The organism is Janthinobacterium sp. DSP2-3-3, from assembly GCF_049897325.1.
Lineage (GTDB): Bacteria > Pseudomonadota > Gammaproteobacteria > Burkholderiales > Burkholderiaceae_D > Janthinobacterium.
In genome coordinates this window covers 196,370-210,764 of record NZ_JAFCWA010000008.1, presented here as the reverse complement: position 1 = coordinate 210,764, position 14,395 = coordinate 196,370, and the positions used below count along the sequence as shown (strand labels likewise).

General features: G+C 60.0%; 14 protein-coding genes. All 14 read left to right on the top strand.

The window, feature by feature from the left end; genetic code table 11:
- Positions 1-139: 139 nt before the first annotated feature.
- The 14 genes from ACP7DE_RS17625 to ACP7DE_RS17560 all read left to right on the top strand — a co-directional run bounded on the left by ACP7DE_RS17625 (position 140) and on the right by ACP7DE_RS17560 (position 14,394).
- Entirely contained in the window at positions 140-778 is a 639-nt protein-coding gene (locus tag ACP7DE_RS17625) for a ubiquinone biosynthesis accessory factor UbiJ (RefSeq protein ID WP_426073392.1), read from the top strand.
- Positions 775-2,346, top strand: a complete 1,572-nt coding sequence (gene ubiB, locus ACP7DE_RS17620; protein WP_426073326.1) for a ubiquinone biosynthesis regulatory protein kinase UbiB — start codon at positions 775-777, stop codon at positions 2,344-2,346. Before ACP7DE_RS17625 ends, ubiB begins: the two co-directional genes overlap by 4 nt.
- Before the next feature lie 18 nt (positions 2,347-2,364).
- Positions 2,365-2,967, top strand: coding sequence for a methyltransferase (locus ACP7DE_RS17615; protein WP_426073324.1), 603 nt, complete (start codon positions 2,365-2,367; stop codon positions 2,965-2,967).
- A gap of 91 nt (positions 2,968-3,058) precedes the next feature.
- Positions 3,059-3,373, top strand: coding sequence for an FmdB family zinc ribbon protein (locus ACP7DE_RS17610; protein WP_426073323.1), 315 nt, complete (start codon positions 3,059-3,061; stop codon positions 3,371-3,373).
- Between the two features lie 41 nt (positions 3,374-3,414).
- A complete protein-coding gene (locus ACP7DE_RS17605; protein WP_426073322.1) occupies positions 3,415-4,056 on the top strand; it encodes a DUF502 domain-containing protein in 642 nt (213 codons plus the stop codon).
- Positions 4,057-4,119: 63 nt separating this feature from the next.
- Positions 4,120-5,922 carry an aspartate--tRNA ligase gene (gene aspS, locus ACP7DE_RS17600; protein WP_167389606.1) on the top strand — a complete coding sequence of 601 codons (1,803 nt, stop codon included), beginning with the start codon at positions 4,120-4,122 and terminating at the stop codon, positions 5,920-5,922.
- Positions 5,923-6,007: 85 nt separating this feature from the next.
- Positions 6,008-6,472 (top strand): dihydroneopterin triphosphate diphosphatase, encoded by a 465-nt coding sequence (gene nudB / locus ACP7DE_RS17595; RefSeq protein WP_426073321.1) that lies wholly within the window; start codon positions 6,008-6,010, stop codon positions 6,470-6,472.
- Between the two features lie 19 nt (positions 6,473-6,491).
- On the top strand, positions 6,492-6,785 hold the full coding sequence (locus tag ACP7DE_RS17590) for a hypothetical protein (protein WP_072457749.1): 294 nt from the start codon (positions 6,492-6,494) through the stop codon (positions 6,783-6,785).
- 72 nt (positions 6,786-6,857) lie between these two features.
- Positions 6,858-7,679: an endonuclease/exonuclease/phosphatase family protein gene (locus ACP7DE_RS17585; protein ID WP_152256781.1), complete on the top strand. Its 822-nt coding sequence runs from the start codon at positions 6,858-6,860 to the stop codon at positions 7,677-7,679.
- 10 nt (positions 7,680-7,689) lie between these two features.
- A complete protein-coding gene (gene clsB, locus ACP7DE_RS17580) occupies positions 7,690-8,853 on the top strand; it encodes a cardiolipin synthase ClsB (RefSeq protein WP_426073320.1) in 1,164 nt (387 codons plus the stop codon).
- On the top strand, positions 8,850-9,239 hold the full coding sequence (locus ACP7DE_RS17575; RefSeq protein ID WP_426073319.1) for an RNA-binding S4 domain-containing protein: 390 nt from the start codon (positions 8,850-8,852) through the stop codon (positions 9,237-9,239). Before clsB ends, ACP7DE_RS17575 begins: the two co-directional genes overlap by 4 nt.
- Positions 9,240-9,495: 256 nt before the next feature.
- The gene (locus ACP7DE_RS17570) at positions 9,496-10,098 is read left to right on the top strand and encodes a TetR/AcrR family transcriptional regulator (RefSeq protein ID WP_426073391.1); all 603 of its coding nucleotides are present in this window, start codon (positions 9,496-9,498) and stop codon (positions 10,096-10,098) included.
- A gap of 79 nt (positions 10,099-10,177) precedes the next feature.
- Entirely contained in the window at positions 10,178-11,968 is a 1,791-nt protein-coding gene (locus tag ACP7DE_RS17565) for an acyl-CoA dehydrogenase C-terminal domain-containing protein (protein ID WP_426073318.1), read from the top strand.
- A gap of 14 nt (positions 11,969-11,982) precedes the next feature.
- Positions 11,983-14,394: a 3-hydroxyacyl-CoA dehydrogenase/enoyl-CoA hydratase family protein gene (locus ACP7DE_RS17560; RefSeq protein WP_426073317.1), complete on the top strand. Its 2,412-nt coding sequence runs from the start codon at positions 11,983-11,985 to the stop codon at positions 14,392-14,394.
- Position 14,395: the final 1 nt, after the last annotated feature.

Genomic DNA, 14,395 nt, shown 5'->3' with positions numbered 1-14,395 from the left:
CTGAATCATGGCTTAAGTCCATGCGCAATGCATGATGCTTGACAGATATTTCCTGCTGAACTGGTAAGATCGAAACCGCCCGCGTTGTTTTACGGGCGGTTTTTCATTTTTAGGAGCGCGTTTGGCGCGCAAGCACATGATGCCATCACTTTCCGATCTCTCCTTGATGACGCCCGTCATCGCGACAATCAACCATTTGCTGGCGCAAGAGCCGTGGGCGCGCCAGCAGTTGGCCGTGCATGCCGGCAAACTGGCTTGCATCGACACGGGCGCCGTGGCCTTGCGCCTGCGCGTCGACAGCGCCGGCATGCTGGAAGCGGCGCCGGCCGACATGCCGGCGAATGTCACCATCCGCGTCAAATTGTCCGATGTGCCGCTGATCCTGCAACACCGCGAGCGGGCGTTTTCCTACGTCAAGATCGAAGGCGATGCCGAGTTTGCCAATGCGATTTCGCAACTGAGCAAGGGATTGCGCTGGGAAGCCGAGCATGACCTGGAAAAGGTCTTCGGTCCCGTGCTGGCCACGCGCCTTGTTTCCGGTGCGAAAGATGCTGCCGCTTTTGTGCGCACGGGCCAGCAAAAGCTGGCGGAAAACGTGGCCGAATATTTTATCGATGAACAGCCCATGCTGATCCGTCCTGCTACCCTGCAAGAGTATTCCGCTGGCGTGACGCGCGTGCGCGACGACGTCGAACGCCTGGCTAAGCGCCTTGCCCGGCTGGAAAAGGTGGCCGCCGCCACCCAGCCTTTGTCTCCCACACCGGATTTGTCTACATGATATTGAAATTCCTGCGCCTGTTTAAAATCATCCGTGTTTCCATCAAGTACGGTCTGGATGAGATAGCGATTTCTGGTCTGCAAGTTCCCCGCACCGCCAAATTGATCGACACCCTGATTTTCTGGCGCGACCTGTCGTCGCCGCGGGGCCTGCGCCTGCGCCTGGCGCTGGAAGAGCTGGGTCCCATTTTCGTCAAATTCGGCCAGGTGCTGTCGACCCGGCGCGATCTGATGCCGCCCGACATCGCCGAAGAATTGGCGCGCTTGCAAGATCGGGTGCCGCCCTTCGACTCCGACCTGGCCATTGCACAGATCACCAAGTCGCTGGGCGCGCACCCGGATCAGTTGTTTGCCCGCTTCGAGCGCGAGCCGGTGGCGTCCGCCTCCATTGCCCAGGTGCATTTCGCCACCCTGAAAGATGGCCGCGAAGTGGCCGTGAAGGTCTTGCGTCCAGGCATGAAAAAGCTGATCGACGAAGACGTGGCCCTGATGCACATCGCCGCCGACTGGACCAGCCGCCTGTGGGCCGACAGCAAGCGCCTCAAGCCGCGCGAAGTCGTGGGCGAATTCGACAAATACCTGCATGATGAGCTGGACCTGATGCGCGAGGCGGCCAATGCCAGCCAGCTGCGCCGCAATTTCGCCAATTCGGACTTGCTGATGGTGCCGGAAATGCACTGGGATTATTGCTCCAGCAGCGTCATCGTCATGGAGCGGATGGTTGGGATTCCCGTGTCGCAAACCGACCGCCTGGTGGCCGCCGGCGTGGATTTGCGTAAACTCTCCAGCGATGGCGTGGAGATTTTCTTCACACAAGTGTTCCGCGACGGTTTTTTTCATGCAGATATGCACCCCGGAAATATTCTCGTGTCGATCGCGCCTGAATCGTTCGGCCGCTACATTGCGCTGGACTTTGGCATCGTGGGAACGTTGAATGACTACGACAAGGATTACCTGTCGCAAAACTTCCTCGCTTTCTTCCGCCGCGACTACAAGCGCGTGGCCGAGGCGCACATCGAATCGGGCTGGGCGCCGAAAGATACGCGCGTGGATGAGCTGGAAGCGGCCGTGCGCGCCTGCTGCGAGCCGATCTTCGACCGTCCGCTGAAGGATATCTCGTTCGGCCAGGTGCTGCTGCGCCTGTTCCAGACCTCGCGCCGCTTCAATGTGGAAGTGCAGCCGCAACTGGTGCTGCTGCAAAAGACCCTGCTCAATATCGAAGGCCTGGGCCGCCAGCTGGACCCGGAACTGGACTTGTGGCAAACGGCCAAGCCTTATCTGGAAAAATGGATGAGCAACCAAGTGGGGCCGCAAGGCTTCATGGAACGCTTGCGCGCCGAGGCGCCCCGTTATGCGCACATCTTTCCGCAACTGCCGCGTTTGCTGCACCAGGCCTTGACGGTGTATGGCGAACCACGTGAAAACGACGTGGAATTGATGAAAACCTTGCTGGCAGAGCAACGCCAGACGAATCGATTGCTGAGCTTTATCGTGTACTTCGTGGGCGCCTTCGCCCTCGGCGCGCTGGGCTTGCAAGTGTTCATGCGCTGGCATCAATTGCCGTTTTAAAGGCTGAGGACGTAAGTGATGGCTGACTTTCAAACCCGCGATCCGCTCTCGCCCGCCTTCTGGGACGAGCGTTTTGAGAAGCAATTTACGCCTTGGGACCAGGGCGGCGTGCCGTCGCGTTTGCGCAGCTTTGTTGCCGCTAGCCCGGTGCCGCTACGCTGCCTGATTCCCGGCTGCGGCTCCGCGTATGAATTGGTCTTCATGCTCGATCACGGCTGGGATGCGACGGCCATCGACTTTTCGCCAGCTGCCGTGGCGGCCGCGCGCGCCGTCGTCGGCGAACGGGCAGGGCAGGTGGTGGAAGCCGATTTCTTTGCCTGGGAAGCTGTTGCGCCGCTGGACCTGATCTATGAACGGGCTTTCCTGTGCGCCATGCCGCGCGTCATGGGGCCGCAAGTGGCGGCCCGCTGGGCGCAGCTGCTGGCGCCAGGTGCCATGCTGACCGGTTACTTTTTCTTTGATGACAATGCCAAGGGGCCGCCATTTGGCATTTCGCGCGAGAAACTGCAGGAATTGCTGGCGCCGCATTTCGACTGCCTGGCCGATGAGGCCGTGGACGATTCCATTGCCGTCTTCGCCGGCAAGGAGCGCTGGATGAGCTGGCGCCGCCGGGCGGGCTGAGGCTAACAGGCTGAGCGAGCGGGCATTTTCCGCTGGGAATGGCGGAAAAGCTTTATAATTCAGGGTTTTTGATGATTTTCTCGGAGTAGAGATGCCGATTTACGCTTACCGTTGTGACGAGTGTGGTTTTGCCAAGGATGTCTTGCAAAAGATCTCCGATCCAGTACTGACGGTGTGCCTGTCGTGCGGCAAGCCCAGTTTCAAGAAACAATTGACGGCCGCCGGTTTCCAATTGAAGGGCACTGGCTGGTACGCGACCGATTTTCGCGGTGGCACGGCCCCTAGCACGGCCATTCCGACGGGCCCGGCCGATGGCGCCAAGCCCGCCCCAGCAGCCGAAAACGCGCCTGCTGCTGCGCCTGCGTCCGCGCCGGCTGCGGCTGCGGCTGCGCCGAAAGCGGATTGAAAAAGCGCGCCGCGCCGATATGATCCATTACCGAGAAACCGATGCGTAAATACTTTATTACCGGATTACTGATTTTGGTGCCCCTGGCCATTACCGCCTGGGTCCTGAATCTGGTCATCAGCACGATGGACCAGTCGCTGTTGCTGGTGCCCGGCAGTACGAAGCCCAGCGTATGGTTCGGCCGCCAGGTTCCCGCGCTGAGCACGATTCCCGGCCTGGGCACGGTATTGACGGTACTGATCGTGTTCTTCACGGGCTTGCTGACGAATAACCTGGTCGGCAATTACGTGGTGAAACTGTGGGAAAAGTTGCTGCAACGCATACCCATCGTCAATTCCCTGTATTCGAGCGTCAAGCAAGTCTCCGATACCCTGTTTTCCCCGTCGGGCAATGCCTTCCGCAAGGCCGTGCTGGTGCCGTATCCGCATCAGAACTCCTGGACCATCGCTTTCCTGACCGGCGTGCCGGGCGGCGATGCGGCGAACCACTTGGTGGGCGATTATGTCAGCGTATATGTGCCGACGACGCCGAATCCGACATCGGGCTTTTTCCTGATGATGAAACGCAGCGATGTCGTTGAACTCGACATGAGCGTCGATGCGGCGCTCAAATATATCGTCTCGATGGGCGTAGTGGCGCCTGCGGAAGTTGTTGCTGTACCGGCCCCGGCAGCCAAAGAATAAAGGCAGGCGTCCCACGCGGGACGTGGCCGGATTGAACACTCACTAACCTGAACTGAGAATTTTATGTCTATGCGTACTGAATACTGCGGCCTCGTTACCGAAGCCATGCTGGGACAAACCGTCAGCCTGTGCGGCTGGGTACATCGCCGCCGCGACCACGGCAGCCTGATTTTCATCGACTTGCGCGACCGTGAAGGCCTGGTGCAAATCGTCTGCAACCCGGAACAAGCGGAGATGTTCAAGGTCGCCGAAGCCGTGCGCAACGAATTCTGCCTGCGCGTGACGGGCGTTGTGACCAACCGTATCGACGGCACCATCAACAACAACCTGAAATCGGGCAAGATTGAAGTGGTTTGCTCGGAGCTGGAAGTGCTGAACCCTTCCGTGCCGGTGCCATTCCAGCTCGATGACGACAACCTGTCGGAAACGACGCGTCTGACGCACCGCGTGCTGGACTTGCGCCGCCCGCAAATGCAAAACAACCTGCGCCTGCGTTACAAGGTGACGATGGAAGTGCGCAAGTACCTCGACGCGCTGGGCTTCATCGACATCGAAACGCCGATGCTGACCAAATCGACGCCAGAAGGCGCGCGCGATTACCTGGTGCCGTCGCGCGTCAACGCCGGAAGCTTCTTCGCCTTGCCGCAATCGCCACAGTTGTTCAAGCAACTGTTGATGGTCGCCAACTTCGACCGTTACTACCAGATCACCAAGTGCTTCCGCGACGAAGACTTGCGCGCCGACCGCCAGCCTGAATTCACGCAGATCGATTGCGAAACCTCGTTCCTGACGGAACAGGAAATCCGCGACCTGTTCGAAGACATGATCCGCGTCGTCTTCAAGAACACGCTGAACATCGACTTGCCGAACCCGTTCCCGGTGATGGATTTTGCCGAAGCGATGGGCCTGTACGGTTCCGACAAGCCGGACATGCGCGTCAAGCTGGCCTTCACGGACTTGACCGACATCATGAAAACGGTCGAATTCAAGGTCTTCAACGGCGCCGCCAACATGAAAGGCGGCCGCGTAGTCGCCCTGCGCGTTCCGCAAGGCGGCAGCATGCCGCGTTCGGAAATCGATGCTTACACGCAATTTGTCGCCATCTACGGCGCCAAGGGCCTGGCTTACATCAAGGTCAACGAGAAAGCCAAGGGCCCTGAAGGCTTGCAGTCGCCGATCGTCAAGTTCCTGCCTGCCGACGTGCTGGCCACGATTCTCGAGCAGACCGGTGCGCAAGACGGCGACCTGATCTTCTTCGGTGCGGACAAGGCCAAGGTCGTCAACGACGCCATCGGTGCGCTGCGCGTGAAAATCGGTCACAGCGAGTTCGGCAAGAAAGCCGGCCTGTTCGAAGACGTGTGGAAGCCATTGTGGGTGGTCGACTTCCCGATGTTCGAGCACGACGAAGAAGCGGACCGCTGGACGGCGACTCATCATCCGTTCACGGCGCCAAAAGACGGCCATGAAGACATGCTGGAAACCAATCCGGGTGCCTGCATCGCCAAGGCCTACGACATGGTCTTGAACGGCTGGGAACTGGGTGGCGGCTCGATCCGTATCCACCGTGAGGAAGTGCAAAGCAAGGTCTTCCGCGCATTGAAAATCGATGCCGAAGAAGCGCAGCTGAAGTTCGGCTTCCTGCTTGACGCCCTGCAATATGGCGCGCCACCGCACGGCGGCCTGGCGTTCGGCCTGGACCGTATCGTGACCATGATGACGGGTTCCGATTCGATCCGCGACGTGATCGCCTTCCCGAAAACCCAACGCGCCCAGTGTCTGCTGACACAAGCACCGTCGGAAGTGGACGAGAAGCAATTGCGCGAGCTGCACATCCGTTTGCGCGGCGCCGAGCCAAAAGTAGCGTAATGCATCATGCGGCCGCTGCGGCGGCCGCTGTTTGATAATGCTATGCAAAAAGAGGCGCTGACGAAGCGCCTTTTTCATTGTTGATATGACTGATAAAATTCCTGTTTCCGTGCTGGTCGTCATTCATACGGCTGATCTGGATGTCTTGCTCATCGAGCGCGCGGGCCAGCCCGGTTTCTGGCAATCGGTGACCGGTTCCGTCGACGCTGTCGACGAACCGTTGCTGCAGACGGCCGCGCGCGAATTGTGCGAGGAGACCGGCATCGTCGTCGATGGGCAGCACATCGCGCTGCGCGACTGGAAGCTGTCGAATGTGTATGAAATTTATCCGATCTGGCGCCACCGCTACGCGCCCGGCGTGACGCGCAACACGGAGCACGTGTTCAGCGTGCAAGTGCCGCGCGACATCGCCATCACCTTAAGTCCCCGCGAACATCTGCAATACGCGTGGCTACCGTACCTGGCGGCGGCCGACCGCTGTTTTTCGTCGTCCAACGCGGAAGCGATTTTGCAATTGCCGGCCATGACGGGCCTGGCGCGTCCCACCTGATTTTCCTAGAAAGCATTCCATGTTGAACTGGTTACATTTGACTGCGCAGCAAAAACTGCTGGGCACCCTGGGCATCGTTTTTTGCCTGTGCTTTATTTTCCTGCTGTTTAGCTCCACCGTGCCCGGCCGCACGCCGCCCATCGGCATGCCGCTGATGGCGATCGGCTGGCTGTTGCATCCGGGTGCGTTTGCCAAGGGCAAGCGCACCGTGGCCTGGCGCGGCGCGCCCTTGCTGGTCAAGATTGTCTGGGCGGCCGGCATTACCGCGCTGCTCGTCAGCGTGACGGCGGGCGTGGGACGCATGCTGGCGTGATTGTGCGTGGTAGGTGCGCACGCGCACCTACGCTGACGCCGCGCGGGGCCCGTCTGGGAGTAGAATCAAGGCATGAAAATCCGCGTAGCAACTTATAATATTCACAAGGGTGTCTCCTCCGTGCGGGGCTTGCCCAGGGTGCATGCATTGAAGCAGGCGATTGCCCTGTTCCATGCCGATGTCGTCTTTTTACAGGAAGTGCAAGGCAAGCATGACCGCAATGCGGCCCGCTATGGTGCCGAGAAAAATGGCCACAAGCATTGGCCGGAAGCGTCGCAGCATGAATTCTTTGCCGGTGCCGAACACCATTCCGCCTACGGCATGAATGCCGTGTACGACCATGGTCACCACGGCAACGCCTTGCTGAGCAAGTTCCCCATCGCTTCGCAAACCAATCACGATGTGTCCGACCATGCCTACGAGCAGCGCGGCATTTTGCATTGCGTGCTCAAGACGCCGCAGGCTGATGTGCACTGTTATGTCGTGCACCTGGGCCTGTTCGAGTCGGGACGGGGACGCCAGACGCAGGCGCTGATCGACGCCGTCATGGAATCGGCGCCGAACGGCGAACCCGTCATCATCGCCGGCGATTTCAACGACTGGCGCAATACGCTCAGCGACAAGCTGCGCAATGCGCTTGGTGTGGTCGAGGTATTCGACCAGCGCGCGTCGAACTCGGCCCTGGGCGACCTGGTGCGCACCCTGGCGCGGCGCCAGACGAAAACGCCCGTGCCTGTGCCGGCGCGTACCTTTCCGGCCGCCTTGCCGTGGTTCCGCCTGGACCGCATCTATGTGCGCGGTTTCCATGTGGAAGGCGCGCAAGTGATGCATGGCACCCTGTGGGCAAAACTGTCGGATCACGCGCCGATCGTTGCCGCTTTAAAACTCGCGTAGACTGGCCGGCATGCGCACAGTCAATTTCATCGCCCACAACGACATCGAGCTGCTGTATTGCGGCACCGATTACTTTCCCGCGCTGATAGCCGCCATCGATGGCGCGCGCTCGGAAGTCTATTTCGAAACCTATATCTTTGCCGACGACGCCACGGGTACCCTCGTGCTCGATGCGCTCAAGCGTGCCGCCGCGCGCGGCGTGCTGGTGTGCATGATCACGGACTGGTTCGGCACGGGCAATCGCCGTGTGAAAGCCATGCATGCGCAGCTGGAAGCGGCCGGCGTGCACCACCGCATCTTCAACCCGTGGTTCCGGCGCGGCATCACGCGCACGCACCGCAAGATTTGCGTGGCCGATGGCGAGATCGCCCTGGTGGGCGGCATCAATATCAACGACGACATGTTTTGCGACTACGACCACAGCATCAGCCTGGAAGCGCCGCGCTGGGATTTCGCCGTGCAGGTGAAAGGCCCGCTGGTGGACGCCATCCATGAGGAAGTGCAGGCGCAGTGGGCGCGACTGGGCAAGATGAATCTGGTGCGGCGTATCAAGCTGTACCGCAAGATGCGCGTGGTCAGCAAGGAGCTGGCGAAAAACCCTGTCGTGGCCGGCTTTGTCGTGCGCGATAACCTGCGCAACCGCCGCACCATCCAGCGCGCCTACCTGCAGGCGCTGGGCCAGGCGCGCAAAAGCGTGATGCTGGCCAACCCGTATTTCGCGCCCGGGCACAAGCTGCGCCACGCCCTGGCCCAGGCGGCCCAGCGGGGCGTCGACGTGGTCCTGTTGATCGGCGTGGGCGAGTTCCGCATGCAAGATGCCGTGGCGCACTCGTTTTATCCGAAACTGCTGGCTGCCGGGGTGAAAATCGTCGAGTACCGCAAGACGCAACTGCACGCCAAGGTGGCCGTCGTCGACGATGACTGGGCGACGGTGGGTTCCAGCAATATTGACGCGCTGAGCCTGTTCCTGAACCAGGAAGCGAACGTGGTAATCAAGGACGTGGCATTCGCGCAAAGCCTGCGCCAGCACATCGAGCAGGGCGTGGCCGACGGCATCGTGATTCACCAGGATGATTTCAAGCACATCGGCCGTTTCCGGCGTATCGGTTACGAAGCCGCCTTCCTCGTGTACCGGCTGGTGATGCGCATTTTTTCAGTAGGCAAGTACGCATGAACGACATGATAACGGTAAGGCTGGACAAATGGCTGTGGGCGGCGCGCTTCTTCAAGACGCGATCGTTGGCTAGCGAGGCCGTTGACACGGGAAAAGTCAAAGTGGGTGGCGAGCGTGTTAAACCGGCGCGCAGCCTGCGCGTGGGCGACGAGTTGGCCATCGACAATGGCGCGGAAACGTGGGAAGTGGCCGTGCTGGGCCTGTCCGACAAGCGTGGAGCGGCACCCGTGGCGCGCCTGCTGTATGGGGAAACGCCGGCCAGCATTGCCCGCCGCGAGCAGCTGGCCGAGGAGCGCAAGCTGTTCCGCGAGCCGGGCACCACCATCAAGGGGCGGCCGACCAAGCGCGACCGCCGTCAATTGAGCAAGGCAGGCGACCTTTCCTGAGGCGCGGCTGTTGTTGTAAGACAAGGCGCGCAACGCTTTTGCCCTCCTGAAATCAATACAAACACATCGCCAAAAAATGCTGCGCTGCACCAATAGAACGCCGGCTCTAAAGTTCCCGTTTGACTTTTACGTGGTAGTGGATAATAGTACGAGCGTTCGGATTTTTTCGGGGCGTGCTTTTTTCCCCCGCGTTCCCATCCGCCAGATCGGCAACATCACTTTTAGAATGGACCTCTTGAATACTTCAGTCAAATTCATGCGCAAGGGCGAACTGACCCGTGCAGCCATCCTCGACGTGGCGCTGGACCTGTCCAGCCGCGACGGCCTGGAAGGCCTGACCATTGGGCTGCTCGCGGACAAAATGAACATGAGCAAGTCGGGCGTATTTGCCCACTTTGGCTCGCGCGAGGACTTGCAGATGGAAGTGCTGAAGCTCTACCACTATCGTTTCGAGCAAGAAGTCTTTTTCCCCAGCATGAAAGAACCACGCGGTATTGAGCGATTGCAATCGATGTTTGCGCGCTGGGTCAAGCGGGTCAGCGTGGAGATCGCTTCCGGCTGCATCTATATCAGCGGCGCCGTCGAATATGACGACCGTCCCGGCCCCATCCGCGAGTCCCTGGTGGCCATGGTGCAGGCTTGGCAGGGCGCGTTGCTGCGCTGTGTCGAGCAATCGATCGCCACGGGCGACTTGAAAGCGGACACGGACGCCCAGCAGTTGGTGTACGAGATGTATGGCCTGATCTTGGCTCTGCATCACGATGCGCGCTTCTTGCGCGTGCCGGGCAGCATCGAAAGGGCGCAGGCAGGATTTGTCCGTTTGCTGGCGTCGTACCAGAATTCTGTAACAAGCAAATAAGCCGTCAGGCAGTATCCGCAACAACGCACACGCAGTTCACAAGTACAACACTTTAGCTAAACGCCTTCAGGAGAAAATTATGGGTCAATACGTCGCGCCAATCCGGGATATGCAATTCGTTCTGCATGAGTTCCTGCAAGTGGAAAAAGAACTGAAGCAAATGCCGTCGTACGCCGACGTCGATGCCGACATCATCAACCAGGTACTGGAAGAGGGCGGCAAGTTCACTTCCGAAGTATTGTTCCCCCTGAATCACTCCGGCGACCGCGAAGGCTGCCACCACGATCCTGTCACGAAAAGCGTGACCACGCCTAAAGGTTTCAAGGAAGCGTATAAACAGTACGTCGAAGGCGGCTGGGCGGCATTGGCTTGCGATCCCGAATACGGCGGCCAGGGCTTGCCGGTCGTGCTGAACAACTCCTTCTATGAAATGTTGAACTCGTCGAACCAGGCCTGGTCCATGTACCCGGGCTTGTCGCATGGCGCCTATGAGTGCCTGAAGGAACACGGCACCGACCACCAGAAGGAAGTGTATTTGCCGAAACTGGTGTCGGGCGAATGGACGGGCACCATGTGCCTGACCGAACCGCACTGCGGCACCGACCTGGGCCTGCTGCGCTCGAAGGCGCTGCCCGAGGCGGACGGTTCCTGGACCATCACCGGCAACAAGATCTTCATCTCGGCCGGCGAGCACGACATGGCGGAAAACATCCTGCACCTGGTGCTGGCCCGCGTACCGGACGCACCGGAAGGCTCGAAAGGCATCTCGCTGTTCCTGGTGCCGAAATTCCTGCCGAACGCGGACGGCACGGTCGGTGAGCGCAACCCGATCACCTGCGGCGCCATCGAAGAGAAAATGGGCATCCACGGTAACTCGACCTGCCAGATGAACCTGGACGGCGCGAAAGGCTGGATCATCGGCCAGCCGAACAAAGGCCTCAACGCCATGTTCGTCTTCATGAACGCAGCCCGCCTGGGCGTGGGCATGCAGTCGCTGGGCTTGACGGAAATCGCTTACCAGAACGCGCTGATCTACGCCAAGGACCGCACGCAAATGCGCTCGCTGTCCGGCATCAAGAACCCGGAACTGCCGGCCGACCGCATTATCGTGCACCCTGACGTGCGCCGCATGCTGTTGACGGGCAAAGCCTATGCAGAAGGCGCGCGCGCTTTCACTTCCTACGTGGCGCTGCAGATCGACCGCGAACTGCACCACCCTGACGCCGACGTGCGCAAAGAAGCCGCTGACGAAGTGGCGCTGCTGACGCCCGTCATCAAAGCTTTCATCACCGACAACGCCTGGATCGCCACCTCGGACGCGATGCAAGTGTTCGGCGGCCACGGCTACATCTCGGAATGGGGCATGGAGCAGTATGTGCGCGATGCGCGCATCAACATGATCTACGAAGGCACGAACACGATCCAGTCGCTGGACCTGCTGGGCCGCAAGATCCTGGGCGACAACGGCGCCAAGCTGCGCAAGTTCGGCGAAAAGATCAAGGCCTTCGTCGAAGACAACGGCACCGATGAAGCGATGAGCGAATTTGTCACCCCACTGGGCGACCTGGGCGACAAAGTCACCAAGCTGACCATGGAAATCGGCATGAAGGCATTCCAGAATCCTGACGAAGTGGGCGCGGCATGTGTGCCTTACCTGCGCGTCGTCGGCCACATGATCTATAGCTACCTGTTCGCGCAGATGGCCAAGATCGCCCTCGAAAAAGAGTCCAGCGGCGACAAGTTCTACACCGCCAAACTGGCTACCGCACGTTTCTACTTCGCCCGCTTGCAGCCTGAAACGGCAACCCTGATCCGTCAGGCGCGTTCCGGTTCGGCCAACCTGATGGCACTCGACGCAGACCTGTTCTAAGACTTGAGGAAAATATGACCAATTTCATCGTTAAAAAAGTAGCCGTCCTCGGCGCCGGCGTGATGGGCGCGCAGATCGCCGCCCATTGCATCAACGCGAAAGTGCCGGTCGTGCTGTTCGACCTGCCTGCAAGAGAAGGTCCGAAGAATGGCATCGTGCTGCGCGCCATCGAGAACCTGAAAAAGCTGTCGCCTGCGCCGTTGGGCAACAAGGATGACGCATCGCTGATCCAGGTCGCCAACTACGAAGACAACCTGGATTTGCTGGCCGGTTGCGACCTGATCATCGAAGCCATCGCCGAGCGCATGGACTGGAAACACGACCTGTATCAAAAGGTCGCTCCGCACATCGGTCCGAACGCGATCTTTGCCTCGAACACCTCGGGCCTGTCGATCACCAAGCTGGCCGAAGGCTTCGACGCCGACCTGAAGTCGCGCTACTGCGGCGTGCACTTCTTCAACCCGCCGCGCTATATGCACCTGGTCGAGATCATCCCGACCGAGTTCACCAAGCCGGAGATCGCCGACCAGCTGGAAGGCTTCCTGACCACCACGCTGGGCAAAGGCGTGGTACGCGCCAAGGATACGCCGAACTTCATCGCCAACCGCGTTGGCGTGTTCGGCATTCTGGCCATCGTGCACGAAGCTGAAAAATTCGGCCTGTCCGTGGACGTCGTCGATGACTTGACGGGCTCCAAGCTGGGCCGCGCCAAGTCGGGCACCTTCCGCACGGCGGACGTGGTCGGCCTGGACACCATGGGCCATGTGATCAAGACCATGCAGGACTACCTGCCGAACGACCCGTTCGCTGCCGTCTACAAGACCCCGGCCGTGCTGGCGCAACTGGTGGAAAAAGGCGCGCTGGGCCAGAAGAGCGGCGCGGGCTTCTACAAGAAAGTCGGCAAGGAAATTCAACGCCTCGATTTCGCCACCGGTGAATACGTGGCCGGCGGCGCCAAGGCTGCCGACATCATCGCCCGCATCCTGAAGGAAAAGGATCCGGTCAAGAAGATGAAGGCGCTGCGCGAATCGACGAATCCGCAAGGCCAGTTCTTGTGGGCGATCTTCCGTGACGCTTTCCATTACATCGCCATTCATCTGGACACCGTGGCGGACAATGCGCGCGATATCGACTTCGCCATGCGTTGGGGCTTCGGCTGGAACGTCGGTCCGTTTGAAACGTGGCAGGCATCGAACTGGCTGCAAGTGGCCAACTGGGTCAAGGAAGATATCGACGCCGGCCACGCGCTGTGCAACGCACCGTTGCCAGCTTGGGTCTTCGAAGGTCCGGTCGCTGAAAAAGGCGGCGTGCATACGCCGGAAGGCTCCTACTCCGCCGTGTCGAACAGCTTCGTGCCTCGTTCGTCCCTGGCCGTGTATGACCGCCAGCCATTCCGCGCGCCCGTTTTTGGTACCAACCTGGGCAGCGGCGCTGCCGACCCCAAGACTGCCGGCACCACCGTCTTCGAAGACGAATCCGTGCGCGTCTGGCATACGGGCGACGATGTCTTGATCATCTCCTTCAAGACCAAGATGCACGTGATTGGTGAAGGCGTGATTAATGGACTCAAACTCGCATTAGCGGAAGCGGAAAAGAACTTCAAAGGTTTGGTGATCTGGCATGCCGACGCAGCCGAAGGCGGTGCCTTCTCGGCCGGCGCCGACCTGCAATCGGCCCTGCCGGCCTTCATGCAAGGCGGCGTGAAAGCCGTCGATCCGATCATCGCCGAACTGCAAAATACCTTCATGTCGCTGAAATACGCGAACGTGCCGGTGATCGCTGCAGTCGCTGGCCTGGCGCTGGGCGGCGGTTGCGAGCTGGCGCTGCACGCATCGAAGCGCGTGGCCTCGATCGAGTCCTACATTGGTCTGGTGGAAGTGGGCGTGGGCCTGATTCCAGCCGGCGGCGGCCTGAAGGAAGCGGCGCAGCGCGCCTACAAGGAAGCCAAGGGTAACGACATCCTGCAATTCCTGAAAACGGGCTTCACCAATGCGGCCACCGCCAACGTGTCGAAATCGGCGCTGGAAGCCAAAAAAATGGGCTACCTGAAAGAAGATGACGTGATCGTGTTCAACGCCTACGAGCTGCTGCACGTGGCCAAGGTCGAAGCGCGCGCCATGTTCGACGCCGGCTTCCGTCCAGCACTCCCTTCGCTGATCCAGGTCACGGGCCGTTACGGCTGGGGCACCATCAAGGCGCAGCTGGTCAATATGCGCGACGGCGGCTTCATTTCGGCGCACGATTTCAAGCTGGGCGAGATGATCGCCGAGATCGTATCGGGCGGCGACGTGGACCAGGGCAGTTTCGTCAGCGAACAGTGGCTGCTGGATATGGAACGCAAGGCATTCCTGGAGCTGTTGAACCATCCGAAAACCCAGGAACGGATCATGGGCATGATGCAAACCGGTAAGCCGGTACGCAACTAAG